The organism is Rhodococcus sp. MSC1_016 (assembly GCF_023667485.2).
Taxonomy (GTDB): Bacteria; Actinomycetota; Actinomycetes; order Mycobacteriales; family Mycobacteriaceae; genus Rhodococcus_F; species Rhodococcus_F oxybenzonivorans.
The window spans coordinates 4,604,558-4,629,484 of the sequence record NZ_JAMOZI020000001.1; the positions used below are offsets into that span (position 1 = coordinate 4,604,558).

Sequence of the window (24,927 nt, forward strand, 5' to 3'; positions counted from 1 at the left end):
AAGCCACGACGCGGGGGTGTCCTCGATCAGCGATAGCTGAGTAGCTCCGCGTGACTGCGGGTCGGCCAGTCGATGCTTGAGAGACGACTTACAAGCCGATTCCGAACTCCTTGATTTTCCGGTAGATCGTCGCGCGTGAGATGCCGAGCGCGGTTGCTGCCGCCTTCTTGTTCCCGTGGTTTTCTTCGAGGCTGCGGACGATGGCGTCTCGCTCCAGGGCCTCGATCTGCGTGAGCGTGTGTCGGCTCAGCGCCCGGCATACCGGTGGCAACTGATCGACTCCGGCGATGCCGGAGCGTTGCCGCTGCACCACCTCCTGGAGGACCTGCCGGAGCTCGCTCACGTTTCGGGGCCAGCTGTATTTGCACAGTTGACGCATTGCCGCAGGGTCGAGCGATAGCTCTGCCCCGTGGCCCAGCTGACGGAGTAGGAGCGGCACCAGGTCGTGGAGATCCTCGATGCGGTGGCGCAGCGCGGGCACGGACACGGTATGGCTGAAATAGGGCAGGATCAGCGTGTCCAGATCGGTGTTGTGCGCTGCAGCGCCGATGGTTACACCGATCCAGCCGGCGTGCTCACGTCCGGAAATGAGGTCGGCGACAGACCTCTGATGCTCCTCGTCGAGCAGATCGATGTCGCGAAGGATGATGCTGAAGCGGTCCTGTTCGAGTTCTTGCCGAAGCGCCTGCATGGCACCACTGTCCCCCGACAGCTCCTGCCCACAGAAAATCCGCGTTCGGACCGGAATATGGGCCATAGCAGCCGCTTTGAGTGCTGCAGTGCGACCGCTTCCCGGCTCTCCGGAAACCGTGACCCACTGTTGGTCGCGAGCGCAGCGGGCGATCTGCTGGCAACTACGGCGCCAGGAAGCGCTGCTGCCGGTGATACCGGGCAGGAAATCATGTTTCTCTGCTGCCGGGACCGCGGAGTTGGGGGTGTCGAGGAGGTGTACGTAGAACAAAGCCATCTGCCGTCGCGATCCGAATCCGAAATCCTCGGTGGACGACAGACGCGCCGACAGTCCGCTGGGTAGGGCGACGATATGTCGATGCGTGGCAGGCATTCCTGTCAGGTCGACAGCGTGCTCGAGCAACGCAGCTTGGTCCTGGGCATCCAGTGCCAGGCGCAGGCGACGGTTGAGCAGCACCAGATCGTCACCCAGAGCGAGAACCCCTGCTTGCGGTGCCCGCCGACCAGCCTTCAGATAGGCGTTCAGGAGCGCTGTCTGCTCGGCACTGGCCTGTGCAAGGAGCCGGCCTTCGATCTGGGCGGTTGCGGATTTGGCCAGGGTGGCCAGCAGTGGTCCCCCGTCCTCCACCCAGCCGGTCAGGTCGAGCGCGCCGACGAGAGCTCCGGAAATCGGGTGGGTGATCGGGACACCGGCACAGGCCAGTTGCCCGAGACATTCGACGTAGTGTTCGGCGCCGGTGACCAGGGTTGGTTGCCGGGTCTCGAGAGCAGTGCCGATACCGTTGGTACCTGCGAATTCTTCCGAGTAGCTGAAACCTGGGGCCAGGCTGACAGCGTCGAGCGTGCGATTGAGCCGCTGGCTGGCGGCGATCCTGGTCAGGATCACTCCGTCGGCGGATGTCAGAATCACACTGACCGGCTCGTCCACCAGCCCGTCCGCGAGCTGCCTCAGGACCGGTCCGGCTGCCGTGACGAGGGGACAGTCCAGGTTCGGCTCCCGGACATACGGGAGATCGAGCTGATCAGGTACCACTTTCAGCGACTTCGACCGCTGCCAGGAGGAGTAGATGTCCTGCCGAATGGAGCTGTCGAGATGATGCTCGGAGAGAAAACGCTCACGTGCTACCCGTAGATTTCTAGCGGTCATGATTCCTACACGCCCCGTTCTTCCGCCAGTCACATGCATGAGCGTACGGCGTCTCAATGTGATACGGGTCTCAGTATGAGACACACGCCGAGCTACCCGGGGGTGGGCACCGTTCGAGGCAGGACTACGGGATCGATATTTGCCGGGGGGTGGCGGTCATATCGCGCGTCCCGGATTGAGAATCCCGGGAGGGTCGAACACCGCGGAATCGTGTACCGGTAGGCGGTCTGCAGCGTCGTCACGACGTCGTCGACCGTCCGGGCACGAACCACTGCTATCGGTCGACCGGATGGCGAGAGCAGCGCCTGATCGCGGGTGTAGGCGATCATGGTGTCTCCGTCGGTCACCACAGCATCGCCGAGACCCGCAACCAGATCCGCTACGGGGCCGGTGGTCACCACGGTCATGCCTTGTCCTTCCGCACTGTTGTGTGTCCGTCACGGGTGCACCACACCGGGGTTTGCCTGGGCCGGTGTGGTGCCTGGCGCATTACGAAGCGATGTCCAACTCGCCCATACGGGACCAGTCGTCGCCGGGAAGCTCGGTGTGGAGGATGCGCGGTGTCTCGCTCAGTGCCGGGCGCATCGCGTCCAATCCCTTCCGGAAGTGGTCCGCATTGACATGGTCGGAACCGGCCTGCCCGTCGGCGAATGCCTCGATCAGCACGAATTCGGCGGGATTGTCGGCGCTGCGGTGCCATTCGAACCAGAGATTGCCCGGTTCCGATCGGGTCGCGTCGGTGAACTCCTTGGTGATGAGCAACCAGTCGTTCTGGTGTTCGTCGAGGACGTTGAACTTCACCACAATGAAAATCACTATGCTTCACTTTCTTTCGGGCGTGGGTCACCGCCTCGCAGGACCCCGAGACGGTGACCCACTGGTTTCTAGTAGATATTCGACGGGCGGACCATGCCTTCGGCAAGATCGCCGAAACCGGGTGCCATGATGGCACCGGGATTACCGATAACCTCCTCCACGACAGCGGTTTCAGTGGTGATCAGCAGTGCCGCTATCGAGGCTGCGCTTTCGAGTGCGGCGCGGGTTACCTTGAACGGGTCGATCACTCCGTCGTCGAACATGTCCCCGTATTCGCCGGTGAGCGCGTTGAATCCGTGCCCGAGCGGCAGGCCGGCGACCACCTCGACGACCTCGTCGCCGTCGAACCCGGCGTTGATCGCGATCCAGCGCAGCGGTTCCGGAAGAGCGCGACGCACCACGTCGCATCCGATGGCCTCGTCACCGGCCAGGTCGAGATCGGCCAATGCCCGATGCGACTGCGCCAGCGCGGTGCCACCTCCGGAGACGATTCCGGCCTCGACCGCGGCGCGGGTGGCAGCCAGCGCGTCGTCGACGCGCAGCATCCGTTCCTTGAGCTCGACACTGGTCGCGCCGCCGACGCGGATGACGGCAACACGCCCGGTGAGCCGGGCGATACGCAGTTCGAGGCTTTCCTGATCCGCCTCGATCCTGGCGCGCTCGAGCTGGGCCTCGAGCTGGGCGATGCGGGCATCGAGGAGGCGCTGGTCCCCGTGTCCGCCGACGATCGTGGTCTCGTTCTCGGTCACGGTGATGCGGTCACACGATCCGAGATGTTCGACGCTGATTTCGGACAGTTCGATGCCGGTGTCCTTGGCGATCACGTGCCCACCGAGTGCCACGGCGAGGTCTTCGAGCTCGGCGACGCGGCGGTGGCCGAAACCGGGGGCGCGCACGACCACCGACTGCATGGTCTTGTGCATGTTTCCGCCGACGAGCAGCTGCAGGGCCGGACCGTCGACGTCCTCGGCCAGTACCACCAGCGGTCGGTCGGCACGTTTGGCCACCTCGATGCTCGGCATGATGTCCTGGACCTGGGTGATCTTCTTGTTGGTCAGCAGGATCAGCGGATTGGTGTGCACCGCTTCCATCCGCTCCGGGTCGGTGACCATGTAGCCGGAGATGTAGCCGTGATCGAACTCGATGCCGTCGACGATGTTGACCGACAGCCCTAGGGTGTCGCTCTCCTCGGTGGTGACGACCCCGGACTTGCCGACGTAATCAACCGCCGTCGAGATGGCGTGCCCGATCACTTCGTCGTCGCTGGCGGCGAGGGTTGCGATCCGGTGCAGTTCACTCTGCCCCCCGATCTGGGAGGCCTGCTCGCGGAGGGAATCGACGACCACGGATACGGCCCGCTCGATGCCGCGCCGCACCCGCATGGGGTTGGCGCCGGCATCGACTGAGCGCAGACCCTCGCGGACCATGGCCTGAGCGAGCACGGTGGCGGTGGTGGTGCCGTCGCCGACCACACCATTGGTCTTCATCGCCACCTCCTTGACCAACTGGGCACCCATGTTGGCGAAGGGTTCGCGGAGCTGGATCTCGCGGGCAATGGTCACCCCGTCGTTGGTGATCGTCGGTGGCCCGGTGAGCTTTTCGAGCACCGCGTTGCGCCCCTTGGGGCCGAGGGTCACCTTGACCGCGTCGGCGAGGGCGTTGACGCCCTGCTCGAGGCGGGCTCGGGCGTCCGTGTTGTACCGCAGCTCTTTCGCCATGGCTGATGTGTCCTTTCGTGCTTTCTTTCGCGGAGAGATGCGGTTAAGGGACGAGGATCGCCCGGCCGCGGACCCGACCGGCATCGAGATCGTCGAGGGCTTGCTGGAAATCCTCGAGCCGGTACCGGGTGGTGTGCAATGTGACCTTGCCCTGGGCGGCGAGGGTCATGAGCTCCTGCAGGTCGTTGTAGGAGCCGACGAGATTTCCGATGAAGTTGATTTCGGTGGAGATCACGTCGATGGTCGGGACGTCGAGGTTCTCGCCGTAGCCGACGACGTAGTAGTTCCCGGCGCGGCGCAGCATCGCGATCCCTTCGGCGGTGGCGCCGCCTTCCCCGACGAAGTCGACGACGGCTTCGGCGCCGTGCCCGCCGGTCAGGTCGAGCACCTGCTGGATGTGGGTGCCGTCGGCGACGATGCCGTGGTCGGCGCCGATCTTCACGGCGAGGTCGACGGCCGCGGGGTTACGGTCGAGCACGACCACGGTGACCCCGGAGATCGCCTTCAGGACTTGGATGCCGATGTGGCCGAGTCCGCCTGCCCCGATCACCACGCACACGTCTCCGGGGCGAGTGGTCCTGGCGACCTTGGCCACGGCGTGGTACGCCGTCAGGCCCGCGTCGGCGAGGGCGGCGACGTCGGCGGGTTCGAGCGAGTCGTCGATCCGGACCACGCTGCGGGCGGTGGTGCGCAGATACTCGGCGTACCCGCCGTTGGTGTCGATGCCGGGGAACTTGCTGTTCTGGCAGTGGACGTCGTCACCGAAACGGCACGCCCGGCACAGCCCGCACGTGATCAGCGGGTGCAGGATCACCTTGTCGCCGACCACCACGTTGGTGACGGCGTCACCCACCGCGTGGACCCAACCGGCGTTCTCGTGACCAATTGTGTACGGCAGTGCGACACCGGACTTCTCCTCCCACTGCCCCTCGAGAACATGCAGGTCGGTGCGGCACACACCCGCGCCGCCGATCCGCACGATGACATCGAGGGGACCCTCGATTATGGGTTCGGGAATATCGGTGAGCTGCAGCTTGGTGTGGTATCCCACCACTTGCACGGCCTTCATCGCGGGCTCCTGGTTCTGAGATTGGTGATTCGCGGAGTGCTGCCGACGGATTCGCTGTCGGCGTAGCGGGTGGCGAGCAGGCCGCGGCAGAAGTGGGCGTTGCCTTCCATCGAAATGCGCACCGATTTGGCGAACCGCAGCCGCATCGGCACCGACTCCGCGGGGATGCGTTTGCCGGCGTCGTCGACGAACACCGGGCTGGCCGGGCAGATGCTCAACCCGATGCCGATTCTGCGTCGCAGCAACGCGGCCTTCGCTTTTCCGGCGGCGAGGTCGCTGAGAACGAGTCGGTAAATCTCGTTCACACCCATGTCGGTGGTCTTCAGGTGCGCCTCCACACAGCGTTCCATCGCCGCGGCATGTGCCTTGGACCGGAACGTTCGGCGCAGTTCGTGCAGACTCTCTTCCGCCTCGGAGCCGAACGTTCCGACGTATCCGGCGTCGGCTGCGAGGCCGGTATTGATCTTGTCGCTGTCGTGGTGGTCGTCGAGCATCACCCGCACCTCGCCGATGTCTTCGATCAGGCGCAGGGCGTCGAGGGCGTCGGATGCCATGAGGTAGGCGAAGTTCGGCGAGCAGAACGCGGTGGGCAGCCGCAGGTGCACGGTGACCCCGTCGTCGTCGAGGGTGACCGACCGGACGAAACCGAGTTCGGTGATCGGCTCGTCCAGTTCCGGGTCGGTGACCGTCGACAGGGCCATCAGAACGTCCTCTTCGGTGCAGACGGCGGCGGCGGTGGTCATGACGGCACGGTTTCCCGCGCCCCGGCAGCGACCTCCACACCTTCCTGCCCGGCCGGCTCGGCCAGTTGCAGGTCCGCGGGAACGTCGATGTCGTACAGCGCTGCGGCGTTGAGGCCGAGGATCTTCTGCTTCTGCTCGACGGTGATCGGGGCGTACTCGCCCTGCATGTCCTCGGGGATCTGGAAGTCGACGAACTTCTCGATCAGCCATCTCGGGGTCCACAGTGCGTAGTCGCTGCCGAACAGGATCTTGTCCTCGCCGATCCAGTAGAGCAACTCGCCGATTATCTGGGCGAAGTAGCGGGGCCGGGTGTGGATGAACGGCAGAGCCACTGCCAATCCGCCGTAGACGTTCGACTCCTGGGTGGCGATCCAGCAGAAGTCCTCGAGCCGTGGCAGACCCACATGTTCGACGACGAAGCGCAGGTCCAGGTAGTCGGTGGCGACCTTGTCGACGTCGGAGACGTCGAAGGCGTCGCGGTCGAGGGGACGGATCGTCGGTCCCTTGTGGACGTGAATGTTCCTGATCCCCAGCTTGATGCATTCTTCGAGGTAGCGCCGCGACCACGGGTCGTCGAGTTTGTAGCCGCGGGAATCGCCGTGCCATTCGGCGGTGTAGAGCTTGACGCCCTGGAGGTTCATCCGGTCGGCGTCCTTGCGGAGTTGTTCGAGCCCGGCCTCCTCGTGCCGTGGGTCGTAGGCGTGGTTGTAGGTGAGCCTGCCGGGGTGTTTGGCGACCAGGGCGAGCGCTTCGTCGGTTTGCCCGAATCCGTTGTGGTAGAAGTCGCTGAGCAGGGTGGCCTGAAAGATCGCGTGGTCGACGTATCCGTCCACGAAGATGTCACGTTCGAAGCGTTCGCTGCCGTAGTACGTGTAGGTGTCGTAGTCCCACACGACCTCTTCGGGGCTGAGGTTCTTGTGATAGTCGTAGAAGCAGTCGATGAACTGCTTGCCGTGCACGTTCTTCTGGTTCGACTTGCGGCCGTCCCAGATGTGTACGTGGCCGTCCACGATGAAGTATTTCCGACCGTCCTTCTGATACATCGCGTCCTCGCTTGGTCCTGGTTTTCGGGTGGGCTGGGGGTGTCCGGGGCCACCCTGCGTGGCCCCGGACAGCTGCGGTCAGTGCTCGGTGAGGTCGAATCCGATGTACTCGGCTGCGTCTTCGGGGCTGGCGAACAGCAGGGTCTTGTCGTCGAGGTGAACCATGCGCCCGTAATGGGTGGAGCTGATCTCCTCGAAGATGGAGCCGTCGAACTCCTCACCGAGAGCGTCGGTGAGTTCCTCGTAGTCGAAATTCAGCAGCTTCTGGCCGTCGACGCGGATCATCGACGGGTACTCGGTCAGCTCGACACCGTCCTTGGCGCCCATCACCTCCGCGACGACGCGGCCGATGGGGGTGTTCATCAAGGTGACGCCACACATGTTGGAGAACTCGGTGGTCGATCCGAATTGCATGGTCACTGGTCCAACTCCTTGGGGATGTCGAGCCCGAGGTCTTCGAGCAGGGAACGGAACTTCGCGCTTGCGGCGTCCAAACTGGTGGCGAAGGTGACCGCCTTGTCGGCCGGCTGCGACCAGATCGGCTGCAGTGCCCGGGCGGCGGCGAGGCACCGGGGCACCCAGGTGGCGAGCCAGGTGCCGAACAGCTCCTTGTTCGTCTCCCCGTGTTCGGGGTCGCGGGTGAGCAACCGGAACAGGTTGCGGGTGTAGTTGAGGTCGCGGTCGTAGTCGTGCTCGCCGGTGCCGACGATGGTGGGGGTGATGTAGTCGCCGTTGCCGGCGGCGATCTGCATGACCAGTTCGGTGCGGAACAGCGATCCCACCAGCTGCTCGAAGACGATGTTCGAGGCGAACAGCAGCTCACACCAATCTGGTACCGCGGTGAGCCGCTCGACGACCTCCCGGGTGGGTTGCCACTCTGGAGCGGACTGCCACACCTCTTTGTGCGCGGCGCCGTCGAAGTTCTCGGTGGCCTCGGACAGATCCAGGTTGAACAGTGCCAGGTCCTGGGCGAAACGCATCTTGTGGGCGGCGTTCACCGCGACGGCGGTGTTGATCATGTTGGTCGGGCAGGACCGCTGGATGGAGGTGAACACGTGCAGCGCCAGCCCGTTCTCGGCGTGCATCCACGCCCCCAGGTTGCGGGAGATGAACGTCAGCCACGGTGTGTTCCAGCCGTCGTAGACCCGGGCCCGCTTGGCGTTGGACAGGCACAGTTCGACCTGGTGGACGACCTTGGAATTGTTACGGAAGATCGTCTGGTCCCACTCCTCGTTCGGGTCGAGGAAGGCGTGCCAGTTCGACGACTTCGCGGCCGTCCACTCCTGCGGGTAGCCGCCGGGGCCGTCACCGAAGCCGTAAATCCAGCCCTGGGAGAGGTGCCGGTCGGGGTCGGGCTGGACGTCGACCGTGACGTCCTCGTACATCGTCGACCGCTTCTTGGCGGGCGTGTAGTAGGTGAAGGTGCGGCTGCGGGAGCTGGGAAATTCCAGTGCACCGGCTTCGGAGTCGGTGAACTCGATCTTCGGAAAGCTCCGCTGCTTGGGCTCAGAAGTTGCGGTCATCTCGTTTTCTCAGTTCTGTCGGTGAAAAAGGATGGTGGTTTCCTCGGGACGCCTAATCGAATGCGGGGCTGGTGAACTTGTCGTAGAAGATCTGGTCGTGCGGGGTGCCCTCCGCCTCGAGCAGTTCCAGGGCCGCGTCGACCATCGGCGGCGGCCCGCACAGGTACACCTCTGCCCGACCGAGCTCAGGTTCGCGGCGGCTGACGACATCGGTGACATTGCCGTCCTCGACGGCGATCGCACCCACCGGCGCAGGGTCCATCGATTCCGACAGGCAGGCCACGAACGTGAAGTCCGTCAACCCTTGTCCGAGTTCGACAATTTCGTCGAGATAGAACAGGTCCTGCGGGGTGCGGGCACCGTAGTAGAAATGCACGGGGCGGGTGTTGCCCGTCTCGCTCATGTGCCGCAGCAGCGACAGCAGCGGAGCCATCCCTGCGCCACCGCCGATGAAGACCATCGGCAGGACATGGCCGTCCTTGATGGTGAACGACCCGTACGGGCCGGTCAGGGCGATCTCGTCACCCACCGAGATCCCGTCGTCGAGCAGGCCGGCGAACTTGCCGCCGGGATACTTCTTGATCAGGAACTCGACGTGCCCCGGCGTCGATTGGGTTGTCGCCATGGAGAAGGAGCGATGCTCGTCGGTGCCCGGGATGTGCAAGTCGGAGTACTGGCCGGGTCGGAATTCGTACGCCGCGGGTTCGATGGGCGCCAGTCGCAGCGACACGATGTCCTTGGTCATCGACTCGATCGCGGTCACCTGGGTGCGCACATCCTGGATGGGGACACCGCCGAGGAGTTCGTCCTCGTCGAAGTTGAGCAGTTCGATGGTGCAGTCGCTGTATGCGGTGGAACGGCACAGCAGGACGTGTCCGTCGTCGACCTCAGCGTCGTTGCACGCAAACGTCGAGTAATTCTCCATCTGGATATCGCCGTCGAGAACAAACGACTTGCAGGCCGAGCACCGCCCCTCACGGCACCCGTGCATCAGGTGAATGCCCTGCCGGAATGCGGCATCGAGGATGTACTCGTCCTCGCCGACTTCCATCTCGATATCGACGGGCTCGAAGTTGATTACGTGCTTGTCGGCCACGGGGTCTCTCCTGTGCTTGTGAAGTGAATGGTGAGGCGGCGGGTGGCGCCGGAAGTGGCCGCGGCGCCACCCGCCGGGCCTGAATCAGGCCGGAACTGCGCCGCCGGCGCGGTACGCGGCAATGTGCGCGTTGCGTTCGGCGTCCGACATCTCGTTCAAGAGCACGTTCGGGCTCTGGAACGTGTTGCCGCGGACGTCGTCGAGAGTCCACAACTTCTTCGGGTCGTCCAGGTGCAGGTGCGGCTGACCGACGAGGGTCTTGCCGTCGTCGCGGACATAACCCAGGTCCTGCACGATGTCAGCGAGGTCCTTACCGTGATGCAGGGTCTCCCATTCACGGAAGCCGGTGAGCCGCCCCATGTTCGGAGTCGGCTTGCCCTGGTACTCGCTGCGGAACGCGACGGCGTCGGTCCAGTAGCAGGTCTCCGAGCAGTAGGTCCGCCACTGCTCGTCGACCTTCTCCACGACCATGTCCTCACGGATGAGCGCGGGCACCATGCACGTCCAGCAGCGGTGCGGGTACTGGTACCCGACCTCCTCGAACGCGATCGGCTTGTTGCGTCCCGGGTAGGCGAGGCGGTTGTACTCCTCCCACCACTTGCCGTACTTCGAGTACCAGCCCGGGTACTTGTGCTCGAACCACTCGAAGTCCTTGTCGGTCATCGCATCGATCCGCCAGTAGTTGACCGGCCACCCGGTGGCGAAGAAACGCGCTACCTCGTGGACGTAACCCTTTTCGGTGATCCGCTTCCACGCCTCTTCGACCAGGTCGTGCGGGATGGTCAGGCCGTACTTTTCGAGCGGGATGAGGTAGCTGCGGTAGTAATCGTCGTAGATCCACCGCCGCCACATCTCGGCGTAGCTTTCCCGGTCCTTGCGACGGTCCTTGGTGCCGTACTCGATGAAGGTGCCGATCGCGGCGTCGACGACGCAATGGTTGTTCCACCACGCGTACCGCAAGTCGCGTTCGAGCAGGGGACGGTTGCGCTCGTCGGCGAGGGCCATCAACAGGATCGAGTAACCGTTGGAGATGTGTCGTGATTCGTCGGACTGCACCGAGTGAAACACAGTGGGCAGCAGGTAATCACCATTGGCGGCGGCCTCGTCGGGCATGGCCACGAACAGGGTGTTCGTGAACGCAGTTTCGGCAACCACGGTCAGGTAGATGTTCGCCGAGGTGATCGCGTCGCCGGTAATGAAGCCTTCGCCGAACTGACGGCCGATGGTGCCGGCGTAGTTGTTCGCGAACGCCTTCTCCGTCATATCGAACCCGGCGGGATCGATGTAGTTGTTCATGTACAGCTTCTTGAGGTTCATCTGGATCGTCGAGTGCCGAACCTCGTCGATCATCTGCACCGCGAGCCCGTTGTGAATCTCCGGGTTCGGCACGGCGTCGATGGCCATCGGCATCGCACGGGCGGCCGAGATTTCCGGGAACGGAATGATCGACAGGAACAGCTTCTGCCATTCGAGCCAGCGCTGCTGAACCTGGCGGAACATGTTGCCGCGGATGGCGCCGTCCATGGCGCCGTACACGCGGTTGTCCTTCTCTTCCTCCATCGGGAAGTACGACCGCATGATCTGCTTGAGAGGGTCCTTCTTCGGAGCCTTCTCGAAGGTGTAGTCGGTGCCGAACCGGGTGGCCGGGGTCGCGAAGGTCGGATCCCATGACAGTTCGGTGATCTTCGCGTGGGCCTTTGTCAAGCTTTGCCTACTCAATGTGCGCCTCCTGTATCGGGTGCCGGCCGAGTGCCGGCGGTGGGGACGTTGTGCGATTGATTCAACCGCGTAATCCAGCTCACGAGCGTCTCAGTGTGAGACGGGCGTCACATTGAGGCGGTGTCGGGCGTCCGCACTCAGCTCTTCGACATGACGGACCTGTGAGGGTTTACGTTTCGGCGAAGGATGGCGGTCATCGGGGGTGGCCCACCCGTTGAGCGTTCGTTCCACTGCAAGCAGTTGTCATCCCACATCGCTCCCCCTCGGCGGATGAACTGCCCCACTCCCGCGCGGATCTCGCAACTGACAACATTCCAAGACGCGGAGGTGAGGTAATTCGACGCACTCACACGTTCTCCGTGGAGACTTACTCCGCACCAGTGGCATTGGGTGCCGCCGATGTTTCGGATTGGCTAGTTCTTCTGGACCGCAGAGGATTACGTTCCGAATGTTGCGCGCCGCCCGCCAATCGCTCACTGATTTCATCATTCTCGACGGTGCACCGGGAGTATGCCGACTGCGGCGCCGCGGGGGGATTCAGCTCGAACGGTGGCCGCGGCCTGCGAATCATCCAGACCGGACATCGTTGCAGATGCCCGACGGTGTCCACTGCACGATCCCTGAACTGGGTACAGGGTTTCGGGGGGGCCGTCGCGCCATGCCGCGGAGATATCCCTTCTATCACATGCTGCCATCGCAGTCATGTCGGTCGCCCCGCACGACCGACTGCAAAGATCACGATCGGTTCTTGCTGCGCTGGCACAGATGTACTCGACCGAACGACGGATCACCGCCGATGGGCTCGGCCTCGAGGACATGACCGCCGCGACATGCAGCACGTTTTCTCACCATGAACTCACGAGTTCTGTCGGTCGCCGCCGATTCCGAGCGGCGTTCAACGAACACAAGGCCGAAGGATTGCTGGGACAGCGCGCTTTGCTTGACCCCTTGACCTGACCTACTTGACCGAGGACCTTGGTGACATGAGTACACCACTCAAGAAGGTCGTCGACGATCAGCTCAACGCCAGCGGGATGGCCTCGGAGCAGCTCGACGAGGTCGACGCCAGCTACGTCGCCGCCGGCGTGAAGAACGTGCTCTCGAACCTCGAGGCACGTCGCGCATGGGAGAACCACATCGGCGCGACCTTGACCCACAAGCAGGCAGTCGACGCCACCGGCTGGACGAAGCAGGCCCTCAGCCAAGCAGTCAAGGAATCTCGCGTACTACGTCTGACCGCCGCCGACGGGACGATCGGCTACTGGTCAGGCGGATTGACCGACACCGCGCCCCACGTCCCGATCCGAGGGATCAAAGACGTCCTGAAGGCTTGGCCGTCCGCCGACGTCCAGGCCTGGACCATCGCATCGTGGATGTCGAGCCAACAACCAGAACTCGACGACCGCACTCTTAGGCAGGCCCTCCTCGACGGCGACACAGCCGATGTCGTCAAGCTCGCACGGCAGGCATCCGCTACTGTGCGCGACACGAAATGACCCACGTTCACGCCTGCTTCGCGGTATTCGCGCAGAGCGGGGACCAGACCAGCACCGTGGCGATTCCCAGCGAATTCACAGCGCTCGAAACCGATGACCAACATCTACTACCTGTTGTGGGACTACGGGTTCCACAGCTTCGACGCGGGGCTCAGCGCGCCGCCGGAGTGCTGTTGTTCGTCGGATCCGGTCTCATCGCTTTTTTCGGCGCTCAGCGCTTGCCCGCCATGCCCGCCCGAACTCCCGCATCATGAGTGGGTAGATGATCACATGCCGGAACGGCTTGATCGATGCCATGTAGGCGGCCCCGAGCTTCCCGTTCCGTTTCACGAGTATGGCCATTTGGCCGCGGTAACCGCCCGCCCCGTCGGGCACCCAGCCGACATGGAGAATTCCGTGCACGGTCCGGTTGACTGTTTCGAGCGCCCACTCGTCGTCGAGTTGGTACAGCGAGGTGAACGGCAGCGTGTCAGTGGTGGGGCCGGGGCCGGGGCCGCCCGAGCTCGCACGCAGGTCGTCCGGCAACCGATCGGCGAGTGTGGGAGCGGGCACACGTGAACCGGCGTCCTGATCGTCAATCCCGAACACCTTGCCGAGCTCGAACCGAATCGCGAACAACAGGCGCATCGGCCACGGCCCGCGCCGCATCGGGTCGAAGGCTATGACTACCTGCACCAGCCGGGGAAAGTCGTCCGGACCACCGGGTGTCGGTAGAGCCCACACGTCCTCGAGCCGGAAGTCACGGGTGAATTCGTGGATTCGCCAGGGCTGAGATGTGTGCGCGCTCTTCGGCAGTCTCATCTGCGCATCGTAGGATGCGCGACAACGTCTGTATACGCGTGTCTCAGCCGCCGTGTCCGGGAACGGACACTCCGCGCGAGCTGAACCAGCCGACGGGATCGATCTTGGCGCCGTTGGCCGTCCACACCTCGTAGTGCAGGTGAGGTCCGGTCGACTGACCACGGTTGCCCATGGTGGCGATGTGATCGCCCGCGCGGACCTGCTGCCCGACCGATACGAGGGACCTGTCGATGTGGCCGTACACGCCGATGGTGCCGTCGTCCTGCTGCAGGCGGACCCACTGCCCGAACCCCGACGCCGGACCCGACTCGATCACGGTGCCGTTGGTGACGGCCTTGATCGGGGTGCCGATGGAGTTGGCGATATCGATGCCGTTGTGGTTCGTGCCCCACCGCGGGCCGAAGCCCGACGTGAAAGTACCGTCGGTCGGGAAGATGACACCCGGTCGACGCGCGGCTTCCTCAGCGGCAGCTCGTTCGGCGGCCTCGCGGGCAAGCCGCTCGGCCTCGGCCCTCGCCCGCTCGATCCGCTCGACCTCACGCTGGGTTGCCTGCTGCAGCTCGTCGGTGAAGTCGGTGAGTTCCGTACGCGGGAACTGCAAGACCTGGGGTGCCATCGAGAGCGACACGCCCGCCTCCGCAGCGGTAGGCGCGATGCCGACGGCCACATCGCCGGTGGTCGCGGACGCGATCGTGCTCCCGGCCACGAGCAATGCACTGGCGGCAAGCGGGACTGCTATCAGTCGGCCGCGAACGGTCTTCAGGTGGCGGCGCCGTAGGGCGCGCGGTGCTGGGTCGATTTTCCGGTGTCGAGACAAACCAGATTCCTCTGTCGAGCGGGGTAACCGGTAACGAATTGATCACGGTTTCGTCACAGGCTACTACGCGTTCGACAGGTTACGGCGCGTCGATTTGACAAGCCCGTCCTGGCCAACGCCGATTCATGAAATTTTGTTGGAACACCAGTCCCGTAGGCACCAATCGACACCAACTGTCACGCAAAAGCGGTGACTGACCTCACAGTTAGGTCACAGGATCGACGTCGGATACGGCTCCGACAGGCGGGAACGAGACATCCCCGCCGTCGGTGTTCCGCGTAACTCGGTCAGGCGCCGACGTAGGCCGCGAGGTGCTCGCCGGTCAGTGTGGAGCGGGCGGCGACCAGATCGGTCGGCGTGCCTTCGAAAACGATCGTGCCGCCATCGTGACCGGCGCCGGGGCCGAGGTCGATGATCCAGTCGGCGTGCGCCATCACTGCTTGGTGGTGCTCGATGACGATGACCGACTTGCCGGAGTCGACCAGCCGGTCGAGCAGGCCGAGCAACTGCTCGACGTCCGCGAGGTGGAGGCCGGCGGTCGGCTCGTCGAGGACGTACACACCACCCTTCTCCGCCAGGTGGGTAGCCAACTTGAGTCGTTGCCGCTCGCCGCCCGACAGCGTCGTGAGCGGCTGGCCGAGCGCCAGGTAACCGAGCCCGACGTCGGCGAGCCGGACGAGGATCTTATGCGCGGCCGGGTTCTTCGCCTCCCCGTCGCCGAAGAATTCCTCGGCCTCGGCCACGGACATTGCGAGCACTTCACTGATGTCGCGGCCACCGAGGTGGTAGTCGAGCACCGCAGCCTGGAACCGCTTCCCCTCGCACTCCTCGCAGGTGGTGGCGACACCGGCCATCATCGCCAGGTCGGTGAAGATGACACCGGCGCCGTTGCAGGTGGGGCAGGCGCCCTCGGAGTTGGCGCTGAACAATGCAGGCTTGACGCCGTTGGCCTTCGCGAAGGCCTTGCGGATCGGATCGAGCAATCCGGTGTACGTCGCCGGGTTGCTGCGCCTCGAGCCGCGGATGGCGCCCTGGTCCACCGACACCACGCCGTCCCGCTTGGCCAACGAGCCGTGGATCAGTGAGCTCTTCCCCGACCCGGCGACACCGGTCACCACGACCAGCACGCCGAGCGGTACGTCGACGTCGACGTTCTGCAGATTGTGGGCGTTCGCACCCCGAATTTCGAGCGAGTCGGTGGAGGTGCGCACCGATTCCTTCAGCACGGCCCGGTCGTCGAAATGACGGCCGGTGATGGTGTCGCTGGCTCGCAGGCCCTCGACGGTGCCCTCGAAGCAGACGTGCCCACCGGCGGTACCGGCGCCAGGGCCGAGGTCGACGATGTGATCGGCGATCACGATCGTCTCCGGCTTGTGCTCCACGACGAGCACCGTGTTGCCCTTGTCCCGCAGACGCAGCAGCAGGTCGTTCATTCGGTCGATGTCGTGCGGGTGCAGGCCTGTGGTGGGCTCGTCGAAGACGTAGGTGACGTCGGTCAGCGAGGACCCGAGGTGGCGAATCATTTTGGTGCGCTGCGCTTCACCGCCCGACAACGTGCCGGACGGCCGGTCGAGGCTCAGGTAGCCCAGCCCGATCTCGACGAACGAGTCGAGGGTTGCGCCCAACTTCTCCAACAGGGGCGCCATCGACGGTTCCTTCACACCGCGTACCCACACCGCGAGGTCGCTGATCTGCATCGCGCACGCGTCGGCGATGTTGATGCCCTTGATCTTCGACGATCGCGCGGCCGCACTGAGGCGGGTGCCGTCGCAGTCGGGGCAGGTGGTGAACGTGATCGCCCGCTCGACGAACGCGCGGATGTGCGGTTGCATCGCGTCGACGTCCTTGGACAGGAACGACTTCTGTATCTGCGGGATCAGCCCCGTGTACGTCAGGTTGATGCCCTCGACCTTGATCTTGGTCGGCTCCCGGTGGAGCAGGTCGTGCAGTTCCTTCTTGGTGTACTTGCGGATCGGCTTGTCGGGGTCGAAATACCCGCAGCCGCGGTAGATGCGGCCGTACCAGCCCTCCATGCTGTAGCCGGGGATCGTGAGCGCACCCTCGTTGAGTGACTTGCTGTCGTCGTAGAGAGCGGACAGGTCGAAGTCGGTGACCGAGCCCCTGCCCTCGCAGCGCGGACACATGCCGCCGGTGATGCTGAAGCTGCGCCGTTCCTTCGTCTGCTGGCCGCCGCGCTCGATGGTGACCGCGCCCGCACCCGAGATCGAGGCGACGTTGAACGAGTACGCCTGGGGCGAGCCGATGTGCGGCTTTCCGAGCCGGCTGAACAGGATTCGGAGCATCGCATTGGCGTCGGTGGCAGTGCCGACGGTGGAGCGGGGGTCGACGCCCATCCGCTGCTGGTCGACGATGATCGCGGTCGTCAGCCCGTCGAGTACGTCGACGTCCGGCCGGGCAAGCGTCGGCATGAAGCCCTGAACGAAGGCGCTGTAGGTCTCGTTGATCATCCGCTGCGACTCCGCGGCGATCGTACTGAACACCAGGGAACTCTTGCCGGAGCCGGACACACCGGTGAACACCGTCAGCCTGCGTTTCGGGATTTCGACGCTGATGTTCTGAAGGTTGTTCACCCGCGCACCCTGCACGCGGATCAGATCGTGGCTGTCGGCACGATGCTGCGCCGGCGACTCCGAGTTGTCCCCTCGCTGCGCTCGCCCCGCCCTGTCCGTCCTCGTCGCCGTGCTCATCGTGTCTCCCCTCGGTTCCGCGGGCCGCCCCTCGCGGTCTCCGTCAGCGTCGTGCGCGCGCATCCACTCGATGCCGCAGTCACGTTAGCTGTGGCTCGGGTGCCGACGCTTCTCGATTCCTGATCGGTCTGGTCACCTGTTTCACCACGCAGGACGGCATCCCCGCCGTCGCGTGCTCCGCCTCGCGGCGATAGACGCTCGGCGGAACACCGACCAGCTCGGTGAAGCGGGTGCTGAAGGTACCCAGCGAAGAACAGCCGACCGCGAAACACACCTCGGTGACACTGAGGTCGCCACGACGCAGCAGCGCCATCGCGCGTTCGATACGCCGCGTCATCAGATAGGAATACGGCGACTCGCCATAGGCCAGCCGGAACTGGCGGCTGAGGTGCCCCGCCGACATGTTCACACCGCGGGCGAGCGCCTCGACGTCCAGCGGCTGCGCGTACTCCCTGTCGATCCGGTCGCGAACGCGGCGCAGACGTGCAAGGTCCTGCAGGTGCTGCGCTGAGGCGGGTCTGCTGGTCACCTGCTCGATCGTGCCACGCCGCACCGCAGTTGCCCAGTGCCCACCAATCCAGCCGGAACGGCAGACCCGGCGGACGTGCACGCCACGCGATAGTCGCTGCAAATAGCTATGCTTGCGTCTCCGGTGGCCGGCAGCGTCCGGGCGCGGGAGAAACGTTCCGGAGGCGCGCCTCGTCGCCGGGCCGTCGTTACGGAGGAACGCCATGTCCGCTGAAGTCGTCCCCACCACACCGTCGCCTGCCACGCCCGAAACCGCCAGCGGGCACATCCGATTGACGTCGCACAGCGGCGGCGTCGGGTCCCTGCCGATTCGATGGGGCGCTCCCACGGCTGCCGAGCGCGGACCGGTGGTCGGCACCACCACCAATCGCGCCCACCGCAACGTGGTCGGCACGCACAGCGGCTCCTACAGCATCTACCGGGCGCTGGCGGTCGCGGCCGGCGCGCTGTCGCGCCACCACAAGGCCGACCTCACGAACACCGCGCCTACCAACATCATCGGCCCGTACCCGCAGTGGAGCGAGCCCGGCAAAATCGTGAGCCTCGACCCGTGGGGCGCCATGGTGGCGGAGGTATTCGCGGCCGAGTTGGCAGCCGGCCACGACATCCGCCCCAGCATCGCCGTGACCAAGGCACACGTCATGCTTCCGGAGATCATGGATGCCATACAGAAAGGCCGCCTGCGCCCGGACGGCCGCTTCCTGTTCTCCAACGGTGCTGCGCTGGTCAGCAAGGTGGCGATCGAACCTGTCTGGCACCTGCCGGGTGTAGCGGAGCGCTTCCACTGTAGCGAGTCGGATCTGCGCCGCGTGCTGTTCGAGGAGACCGGGGGCATGTACCCCGAACTCGTGACCCGCTCGGATCTCGAGGTGTTCCTGCCGCCGATCGGTGGGCAGACCGTGTACATCTTCGGCGACCCACGCGATCTGGCCGATCCTGCCGTGGAGCTGACGGCGCGCGTGCACGACGAATGCAACGGCTCCGACGTCTTCGGCTCCGACATCTGCACCTGCCGCCCGTACCTGACGCATGCGATCGAGGAATGCATCCAAGGTGCGCAACACGGCGGGGTCGGCTTGGTGTCCTACTCCCGCAAGGAGGGCCGCGCGCTGGGTGAGGTGACCAAGTTCCTGGTCTACAACGCCCGCAAACGTCAGGTGGGCGGCGACACCGCGGACCAGTACTTCGCCCGCACCGAATGTGTCGCCGGCGTGCAGGACATGCGCTTCCAGGAGATGATGCCCGACGTGCTGCACTGGCTGGGGGTGCGCAAGATTCACCGCCTGGTTTCGATGAGCAACATGAAGTACGACGCCATCACGGGCTCGGGCATCGAGGTCGGGGAACGGGTGGACCTGCCCGACGAGCTGATCCCTGCCGACGCGCGGGTAGAAATCGACGCCAAGATGGCGGCCGGTTACTTCACGCCGGGCGTGGTGCCGAGCGCCGACGAACTGGCGAAGGTCAAGGGCCGGGAGCTGGACGAATGAGCATGCTCGGCGTCGGTCCCGACGTCGACACCGGGCGGGCGGAGGGCGCGGCCGCGGCGCTGCGCACCACGACCGCTGTGCGGGAACGCTCAGGACAACTGCTGCGCCGCGCGCGCGAGGGCGGCTCGCGCTGGTTCAGCGTTCACGACGACGCGTTGCAGACTGCCGCGGCCGAGGTGGTCGACGTGACCCGTGCGCGCTATCCGGACCTGGCGATTCCCTACCACAGTCGCTGGCGGCATTTCGAGGCCGGCGGCGTCGACCGCAAGGCCGACCTCGATGCCCGGCTGGCCGGGCTGGACGTGCAGGCCCGCGCCCGCGCGATGATCGATCTGGCCGTGGTCAGCGTGCTGCTCGATGCCGGGGCGGGTCCCGACTGGCATTACGACGAGGAGCCCGGCGGGCAGCGGTTCGCCCGTTCCGAGGGACTGGGTGTCGCCAGCTGGCATGCGTTCGTCGGCGGCCTGTTCTCGAGCGACGTGGAACACCCACTGCAGGTCGATGCGGCCGCGCTACGGAGCCTGGACACCAACCGGCTGGCCGAGTTCTTTCAGGTCGGCCCGTCCAATCCGTTGGTAGGACTCGAAGGCCGGGTGCTCCTGCTGCGCCGGCTGGGCGACGCACTCGCCGCACAACCCGCGGTGTTCGGCCCGCACGGGCGGCCGGGTGGCCTGTTCGACCTGCTGACAGAGCCGCACGGCTCGGCCACGTCGTCAGTGGCGGCCCACGACATTCTTTCCCACGTTCTGACGTCGCTGTCGGGCATCTGGCCGGCAGACAACGTCATCGGCGGTCAGCCCCTGGGCGACTGCTGGCGCCACGAGGCGGTGGTCGGGCCGGGCCTGACCCGAGGCTGGATTCCGTTCCACAAGCTGTCGCAGTGGCTGACCTACTCGCTGCTGGAGCCCTTCGAGTGGGCAGGCGTGCGGGTCGTCGGGCTGGACGCCCTGACCGGCCTGCCCGAGTACCGCAACGGCGGTCTCCTGCTGGACACCGGGGTACTACGCCTGCACGACCCGACCTGGGCCGCACGCCGCTGGACGGCCGGCGACGAAGTGGTGGTCGAGTGGCGTGCGCTGACGGTCGCGCTCCTCGACGAGCTGGCGCCGCTGGTGCGCGGACGGCTCGGCCTGGACGCCACACAGCTTCCGCTGGCCTGCGTCCTGGAGGGCGGCACCTGGGCCGCAGGCCGCGCCCTGTCCCAGCGGGCGAGAGGTGGGCTGCCACCGCTGTCCATCGTCAGCGACGGCACGGTCTTCTAGAGCGAAACGGGGACGGATACATGGGAACAGTGCACGTGATCGATCACCCTCTGGTACAGCACAAGCTCACGATGATGCGCCGTAAGGATGCCTCCACCAACAGTTTTCGACGACTGGCCAACGAGATCTCCGCGTTGATGACCTACGAGGTCCTGCGCGACATTCCGATGCAGGACATCGACATCGAGACGCCGATGGAAGTCACCACCGGCAAGGTGATCGACGGCAAGAAGCTGGTGTTCGTCTCCATCCTGCGCGCAGGCACCGGAATCCTCGACGGGATGCTGACGATTGTGCCGGGCGCGCGCGTCGGCCATATCGGTCTGTACCGCGATCCCAAGACACTCGTGGCAGTGGAGTACTACTTCAAGATGCCCGGCGATCTGCACGAGCGCGACGTGGTGATCGTCGACCCGTTGCTGGCCACCGGCAACTCCGCCGTGGCGGCGGTGGAGCGGCTGAAGGAATGCAGCCCCAAGACCATCAAGTTCGTCTGCCTGGTCACCTGTCCCGAAGGCATTGCCGTCCTGCAGAATGCTCATCCCGACGTCCCGATCTACACCGCCGCTGTCGACCGGCAGCTCGACGAGCACGGCTACATCCTGCCCGGCATCGGGGACGCGGGCGACCGGATCTTCGGCACCAAGTAACCGTGCCGCTTGCACAGACGAGTTCGAATCCAGCCTCAGCTTTAGTGCTGATGGGCGGATGATTCCGGGCGCGTTTCGGATGATGATTGTTCTATCGGAAACGGAACACAGAGCGGGGGAGCCCGGCATCGTCGAACCGGTCAGGGGAAGCCGGCCACAATCGGACCAGAGGTGAAGCTAGAGATGAACGGTTTTGTACTGCGCACGGTTATTGCGGCGGCGGCGATCACGGTCGCGCTCGGCACCGGCGTCGCATCGGCGGGACCTACCCTTCACGGAGACCCCGCCACTCCCGGCACGCAACTGAATGTCCGCTCGCACGATCAGCACAGTTACTCCTGCGGGACCATCGGGGTTACCGGCGGTGGAGTGGGAACGGCTCCCCCAAACAGCATCGGCCAGTCCAACAGTGTCTTCTTCGGCAGCGGACCGGTCCAGGGAGGTTGCGTAGGTAGTGACGGGTCGGTCCACTTCCCCTCCGGACACGCCCACTGATATCGAGGCATTACCGGGTCAGGGCTTTCGTCCTCGAACGTGACTCGGACCGAGAACGTCGATTGTGCGTCACTATCGACGGGTACCCGGTTACCGAGAAACAGACGGAGGAACATGAACCCTGAGGTCCATCACGAGCCCAGTGAAGTCAGCTACGACGAGCAGTTCTACCCAGCACGACCACGACCTCTACGTCCGTCCGTCCGGCGTAGCCCGCGGGTGGACACCCAGTCCGGTGACGCGCACCCGTCGAATTCCGCCTACGTGGATTGGCTCATCAAGCAGTCCATCCTTCATGACGCAACTCAGATCGCCGAGCAACTGTCCGGTAAGGGCAGCATGTGGCAGAACCCGTACGCGGACCCGAATCCGCGAGCGGCTGTCGAGCGTGCGCCCGTCTGGTTCACCGCATACCCCATATCGATCATCACAGCTCCGGGCGCCAGTTTCCTGGCCTCACTCGGCGACGAGGCCCTGTGGCAGGCCTTTTCACAGATCGGTGTGACCGCAGTCCATACCGGGCCCGTCAAGCAGGCCGGCGGCATCAACGGCTGGCAGTCCACCCCGTCGGTGGACGGTCACTTCGACAGAATCAGTATGCAGATCGATGCCGCCTTCGGCACCGAGGAAGAGTTCCGTCGCCTCTGCGTCGTCGCCGCAGCGTATGACGGCACCGTCATCGACGACATCGTCCCGGGCCACACCGGCAAGGGCGCGGATTTCCGTCTGGCGGAGATGGCGTACGCAGACTATCCGGGGATCTACCACATGATCGAGATAGAACCCCCGGACTGGCACCTACTCCCCCGTGTGCCGGAGGGCCGGGACTCGATCAACATCGACGCCGAGACCGAGGCCCAGTTGGCGCGTGCGGGCTACATCATCGGCCAACTCCAGCGCGTGATCTTCTACGAACTCGGTGTCAAGGAGACCAACTGGAGCGTCACCCCCGTCGTCACGGGAGTAGACGGCGTCGACCGGCGCTGGGTCTATCTGCACTATTTCAAGGCGGGTCAGCCGTCCATCAACTGGCTCGATCCATCCTTCGCGGGTATGCGCCTGGTCATCGGAGATGCCTGCCATTCACTGGCCGACCTCGGGGCGGGGGCCCTGCGACTCGACGCCAATGGCTTCCTCGGTGTCGAACGGCGAACGGAAGGACCGGGGTGGTCGGAAGGACATCCACTGTCGGAAGCTGCCAATCACCTGATCGCGAGCATCGTCCGCAAGATGGGCGGCTTCACCTTCCAGGAGTTGAACCTCACCATCGACGACATCAAGGAGATGGGCACCAGCGGCGCGGACCTGTCGTACGACTTCATCAACCGCCCCGCCTATCACCATGCCCTGGTCATGGGCAACACCGAATTTCTTCGCTTGACCATGAATCTGGCGCGCGATCACGGCGTGGATACCGCATCCCTCGTCCATGCTCTGCAGAACCACGACGAGTTGACGTTCGAGCTGGTGCACTTCGCCACCCTCCACAAGGACGACGAATTCGTCTACGGCGGTGAGCCGATCAAGGGTTCCCAGCTCGGTGACCGCATCCGTAAAGACTTGTGCGAACGTCTCACCGGGCGATGGGCGCCGTACAACCGCACCTTCACCACCAACGGAATTGCCTGCACCACAGCCAGTGTCATCACGGCCACGCTCGGAATCCGGGACCTCGACCGGATGACGGCCGACGACGTCGCCATGGTCGAACGCGCGCATCTCCTCCTCGCGATGTACAACGCCCTTCAGCCCGGGGTGTTCGCCTTGTCCGGCTGGGATCTGTGCGGGCTGCTCCCGGTACCCGTCGACGACGTAGCCGACCTCGTCCGCGAGGGCGACACGAGGTGGATCAACCGCGGCGCCCACGACCTCATGGGCGTCAACCCGGAGGCCACCCGATCGGAGTCCGGGATTCCGCGGGCCACCAGCCTCTACGGCACCCTGCCCGAGCAGCTACGGAATCCGGAGTCGTTCGCCTGCAAGCTGTCCCGCATCATCGAGGTTCGAAATCGCTTCGGAATTGCGACAGCCGTGCAGATCGATGTCCCGACGGTCTCTCACAAGGGATTGCTGGTCATGGTGCACCAACTCGCTGACATGAGCACCCAGGTGACGGTCTTGAACTTCACCTCCGAGGAGATCACCGCAACGGTCCAATCGCAGCATCTACCCGCCGGTGCGTCCGCGTACAACCTCTTCACCGACGAACTCGTCGGGACCGTCGACGAACTCCACAGCTTCCCGGTGACACTGCACGCGTACGAGGGAGTCCCCGTCATCCTGAAGGGCCCGCGCAGCGACGAGACACTGATCCCGTGACCGGACCAGAGAACCCTGTTCATGCCTGGTCGTCGTCTGCCGTCCGCGATCGCCCCATCATCTCCAGTCCGGCCATCGCCCTCTCGGCACCGGCTTCGTCGACCTTCTCCATGGCGAACCCCATGTGGATCACGATCCAGTCACCGGGCTCCAGGTGCACGTCGTCGTCGAGCATGCCGATGTTGACGCGCCGCTCCTCGCCGACCACATCGACGAGGGCCAACTGGTTGCCGTAACCCTCAAGCATGCGCACCACGCGACCGGGGATACCGAGACACATGATTCAGCTCTCCTTTCCCTCCGCTTGCAGAGCGGCACCGGCGTCGAGCAGCTGCTTCACCACGTCCAGCACCGCCTCGACGGCTGGCTCCACGGCGGCCTGGACAGGTATCGACAGTCCGATGCCCTCCTCCGTGTTCTCGACCTGACACCCGAGCACCACGGTCCGCGGCAGGGTGCCGCCCAACGCCTGCAGGCTGGCGAAGACGGCAGCGGGGTCCATGCTGTGTGCGTCGAGAGGGGCGTCCGGAATGGAGTCGGGCTGCACTTCGACGGCACTGAGCGCGCCGGGGGCACCTCGGTTCGGAACCGCGTCGACAAGGAGGAGCGCGCCCCACCCGTCGAGCAGTTCGTAGGCCAGATGAGTTCCCCGGATGCCGAAATCGACAGCGCGGACACCCGCCGGCAACGGCCTGGACGCGACTACGCGCAGCACTTCGGGGCCGAACCCGTCGTCTCCGAAAAAGATATTGCCCACCCCGGCAACAAGAACTCGCCTGTCCACCGTCATGGAGCGC

General features: G+C 64.8%; 23 protein-coding genes. 6 read left to right on the forward strand and 17 right to left on the reverse strand.

Annotated elements, in window-relative coordinates; all coding sequences use genetic code 11:
• Positions 1–88: 88 nt before the first annotated feature.
• The 11 genes from L1080_RS21380 to L1080_RS21430 all read right to left on the reverse strand — a co-directional run bounded on the left by L1080_RS21380 (position 89) and on the right by L1080_RS21430 (position 11,564).
• A complete protein-coding gene (locus tag L1080_RS21380) occupies positions 89–1,837 on the reverse strand; it encodes a sigma-54-dependent Fis family transcriptional regulator (protein ID WP_250773019.1) in 1,749 nt (582 codons plus the stop codon).
• Positions 1,838–1,929: 92 nt separating this feature from the next.
• Positions 1,930–2,244, reverse strand: coding sequence for a hypothetical protein (locus tag L1080_RS21385; protein ID WP_374434413.1), 315 nt, complete (start codon positions 2,242–2,244; stop codon positions 1,930–1,932).
• A gap of 82 nt (positions 2,245–2,326) precedes the next feature.
• Complete coding sequence (locus tag L1080_RS21390; RefSeq protein WP_109326758.1) at positions 2,327–2,653, reverse strand: putative quinol monooxygenase; 327 nt, start codon at positions 2,651–2,653, stop codon at positions 2,327–2,329.
• A gap of 68 nt (positions 2,654–2,721) precedes the next feature.
• Positions 2,722–4,371, reverse strand: coding sequence for a chaperonin GroEL (gene groL, locus L1080_RS21395; RefSeq protein WP_159919153.1), 1,650 nt, complete (start codon positions 4,369–4,371; stop codon positions 2,722–2,724).
• Between the two features lie 43 nt (positions 4,372–4,414).
• Positions 4,415–5,440, reverse strand: coding sequence for an NAD(P)-dependent alcohol dehydrogenase (locus L1080_RS21400; RefSeq protein ID WP_159919151.1), 1,026 nt, complete (start codon positions 5,438–5,440; stop codon positions 4,415–4,417).
• On the reverse strand, positions 5,437–6,183 hold the full coding sequence (locus L1080_RS21405; protein ID WP_250773017.1) for an iron-sulfur cluster assembly protein: 747 nt from the start codon (positions 6,181–6,183) through the stop codon (positions 5,437–5,439). The genes L1080_RS21400 and L1080_RS21405 overlap by 4 nt, the downstream gene beginning before the upstream one ends.
• Positions 6,180–7,226, reverse strand: a complete 1,047-nt coding sequence (locus L1080_RS21410; protein WP_250773015.1) for an amidohydrolase family protein — start codon at positions 7,224–7,226, stop codon at positions 6,180–6,182. The genes L1080_RS21405 and L1080_RS21410 overlap by 4 nt, the downstream gene beginning before the upstream one ends.
• 78 nt (positions 7,227–7,304) lie before the next feature.
• Positions 7,305–7,646 (reverse strand): propane 2-monooxygenase effector subunit MimD, encoded by a 342-nt coding sequence (gene mimD / locus L1080_RS21415; protein WP_201453501.1) that lies wholly within the window; start codon positions 7,644–7,646, stop codon positions 7,305–7,307.
• Positions 7,643–8,749, reverse strand: a complete 1,107-nt coding sequence (locus L1080_RS21420; RefSeq protein ID WP_250773012.1) for an aromatic/alkene monooxygenase hydroxylase subunit beta — start codon at positions 8,747–8,749, stop codon at positions 7,643–7,645. The genes mimD and L1080_RS21420 overlap by 4 nt, the downstream gene beginning before the upstream one ends.
• A gap of 52 nt (positions 8,750–8,801) precedes the next feature.
• Complete coding sequence (locus L1080_RS21425; RefSeq protein ID WP_250773010.1) at positions 8,802–9,845, reverse strand: FAD-binding oxidoreductase; 1,044 nt, start codon at positions 9,843–9,845, stop codon at positions 8,802–8,804.
• An 84-nt stretch (positions 9,846–9,929) separates the two neighbouring features.
• The gene (locus L1080_RS21430; RefSeq protein WP_159919145.1) at positions 9,930–11,564 is read right to left on the reverse strand and encodes a ferritin family protein; all 1,635 of its coding nucleotides are present in this window, start codon (positions 11,562–11,564) and stop codon (positions 9,930–9,932) included.
• A 983-nt stretch (positions 11,565–12,547) separates the two neighbouring features.
• On the opposite strand from L1080_RS21430, the gene L1080_RS21435 reads away from it, so the two are divergent.
• Positions 12,548–13,060, forward strand: coding sequence for a hypothetical protein (locus L1080_RS21435; RefSeq protein WP_250773008.1), 513 nt, complete (start codon positions 12,548–12,550; stop codon positions 13,058–13,060).
• 192 nt (positions 13,061–13,252) lie between these two features.
• On the opposite strand, the gene L1080_RS21440 is transcribed toward L1080_RS21435, so the two are convergent.
• The 4 genes from L1080_RS21440 to L1080_RS21455 all read right to left on the reverse strand — a co-directional run bounded on the left by L1080_RS21440 (position 13,253) and on the right by L1080_RS21455 (position 17,915).
• Complete coding sequence (locus L1080_RS21440; protein ID WP_250773006.1) at positions 13,253–13,861, reverse strand: DUF2867 domain-containing protein; 609 nt, start codon at positions 13,859–13,861, stop codon at positions 13,253–13,255.
• Positions 13,862–13,904: 43 nt separating this feature from the next.
• Positions 13,905–14,603, reverse strand: coding sequence for a M23 family metallopeptidase (locus tag L1080_RS21445; RefSeq protein WP_250773164.1), 699 nt, complete (start codon positions 14,601–14,603; stop codon positions 13,905–13,907).
• A gap of 362 nt (positions 14,604–14,965) precedes the next feature.
• Positions 14,966–17,386 (reverse strand): ATP-binding cassette domain-containing protein, encoded by a 2,421-nt coding sequence (locus tag L1080_RS21450; RefSeq protein ID WP_250773004.1) that lies wholly within the window; start codon positions 17,384–17,386, stop codon positions 14,966–14,968.
• Between the two features lie 79 nt (positions 17,387–17,465).
• The gene (locus L1080_RS21455) at positions 17,466–17,915 is read right to left on the reverse strand and encodes a helix-turn-helix transcriptional regulator (protein ID WP_159919141.1); all 450 of its coding nucleotides are present in this window, start codon (positions 17,913–17,915) and stop codon (positions 17,466–17,468) included.
• Between the two features lie 202 nt (positions 17,916–18,117).
• On the opposite strand from L1080_RS21455, the gene L1080_RS21460 reads away from it, so the two are divergent.
• The 5 genes from L1080_RS21460 to treS all read left to right on the forward strand — a co-directional run bounded on the left by L1080_RS21460 (position 18,118) and on the right by treS (position 24,130).
• The gene (locus L1080_RS21460; RefSeq protein WP_250773002.1) at positions 18,118–19,404 is read left to right on the forward strand and encodes a GTP cyclohydrolase II; all 1,287 of its coding nucleotides are present in this window, start codon (positions 18,118–18,120) and stop codon (positions 19,402–19,404) included.
• Positions 19,401–20,666 (forward strand): URC4/urg3 family protein, encoded by a 1,266-nt coding sequence (locus tag L1080_RS21465; protein WP_250773000.1) that lies wholly within the window; start codon positions 19,401–19,403, stop codon positions 20,664–20,666. The genes L1080_RS21460 and L1080_RS21465 overlap by 4 nt, the downstream gene beginning before the upstream one ends.
• A 20-nt stretch (positions 20,667–20,686) precedes the next feature.
• Positions 20,687–21,316 (forward strand): uracil phosphoribosyltransferase, encoded by a 630-nt coding sequence (gene upp / locus L1080_RS21470; RefSeq protein WP_250772998.1) that lies wholly within the window; start codon positions 20,687–20,689, stop codon positions 21,314–21,316.
• Between the two features lie 183 nt (positions 21,317–21,499).
• Positions 21,500–21,811: a hypothetical protein gene (locus tag L1080_RS21475; protein ID WP_159919137.1), complete on the forward strand. Its 312-nt coding sequence runs from the start codon at positions 21,500–21,502 to the stop codon at positions 21,809–21,811.
• A 114-nt stretch (positions 21,812–21,925) separates the two neighbouring features.
• A complete protein-coding gene (gene treS, locus L1080_RS21480) occupies positions 21,926–24,130 on the forward strand; it encodes a maltose alpha-D-glucosyltransferase (protein ID WP_250772996.1) in 2,205 nt (734 codons plus the stop codon).
• Between the two features lie 19 nt (positions 24,131–24,149).
• On the opposite strand, the gene L1080_RS21485 is transcribed toward treS, so the two are convergent.
• Both L1080_RS21485 and L1080_RS21490 read right to left on the reverse strand, forming a co-directional pair.
• Entirely contained in the window at positions 24,150–24,410 is a 261-nt protein-coding gene (locus tag L1080_RS21485) for a HypC/HybG/HupF family hydrogenase formation chaperone (protein ID WP_109326721.1), read from the reverse strand.
• Between the two features lie 3 nt (positions 24,411–24,413).
• Positions 24,414–24,920 (reverse strand): hydrogenase maturation protease, encoded by a 507-nt coding sequence (locus tag L1080_RS21490; RefSeq protein WP_250772994.1) that lies wholly within the window; start codon positions 24,918–24,920, stop codon positions 24,414–24,416.
• Positions 24,921–24,927: the final 7 nt, after the last annotated feature.

Bases quoted from the DNA above. Each gene is read 5' to 3' on its own strand.
- L1080_RS21380 (WP_250773019.1), bottom strand. From the start codon at position 1,837: ATGACCGCTAGAAATCTACGGGTAGCACGTGAGCGTTTTCTCTCCGAG.
- L1080_RS21385 (WP_374434413.1), bottom strand. From the start codon at position 2,244: ATGACCGTGGTGACCACCGGCCCCGTAGCGGATCTGGTTGCGGGTCTC.
- groL (WP_159919153.1), bottom strand. From the start codon at position 4,371: ATGGCGAAAGAGCTGCGGTACAACACGGACGCCCGAGCCCGCCTCGAG.
- L1080_RS21400 (WP_159919151.1), bottom strand. From the start codon at position 5,440: ATGAAGGCCGTGCAAGTGGTGGGATACCACACCAAGCTGCAGCTCACC.
- L1080_RS21405 (WP_250773017.1), bottom strand. From the start codon at position 6,183: ATGACCACCGCCGCCGCCGTCTGCACCGAAGAGGACGTTCTGATGGCC.
- L1080_RS21410 (WP_250773015.1), bottom strand. From the start codon at position 7,226: ATGTATCAGAAGGACGGTCGGAAATACTTCATCGTGGACGGCCACGTA.
- L1080_RS21420 (WP_250773012.1), bottom strand. From the start codon at position 8,749: ATGACCGCAACTTCTGAGCCCAAGCAGCGGAGCTTTCCGAAGATCGAG.
- L1080_RS21435 (WP_250773008.1), top strand. From the start codon at position 12,548: ATGAGTACACCACTCAAGAAGGTCGTCGACGATCAGCTCAACGCCAGC.
- L1080_RS21440 (WP_250773006.1), bottom strand. From the start codon at position 13,861: ATGAGACTGCCGAAGAGCGCGCACACATCTCAGCCCTGGCGAATCCAC.
- L1080_RS21450 (WP_250773004.1), bottom strand. From the start codon at position 17,386: ATGAGCACGGCGACGAGGACGGACAGGGCGGGGCGAGCGCAGCGAGGG.
- L1080_RS21460 (WP_250773002.1), top strand. From the start codon at position 18,118: ATGTCCGCTGAAGTCGTCCCCACCACACCGTCGCCTGCCACGCCCGAA.
- L1080_RS21465 (WP_250773000.1), top strand. From the start codon at position 19,401: ATGAGCATGCTCGGCGTCGGTCCCGACGTCGACACCGGGCGGGCGGAG.
- upp (WP_250772998.1), top strand. From the start codon at position 20,687: ATGGGAACAGTGCACGTGATCGATCACCCTCTGGTACAGCACAAGCTC.
- L1080_RS21475 (WP_159919137.1), top strand. From the start codon at position 21,500: ATGAACGGTTTTGTACTGCGCACGGTTATTGCGGCGGCGGCGATCACG.
- treS (WP_250772996.1), top strand. From the start codon at position 21,926: ATGAACCCTGAGGTCCATCACGAGCCCAGTGAAGTCAGCTACGACGAG.
- L1080_RS21485 (WP_109326721.1), bottom strand. From the start codon at position 24,410: ATGTGTCTCGGTATCCCCGGTCGCGTGGTGCGCATGCTTGAGGGTTAC.
- L1080_RS21490 (WP_250772994.1), bottom strand. From the start codon at position 24,920: ATGACGGTGGACAGGCGAGTTCTTGTTGCCGGGGTGGGCAATATCTTT.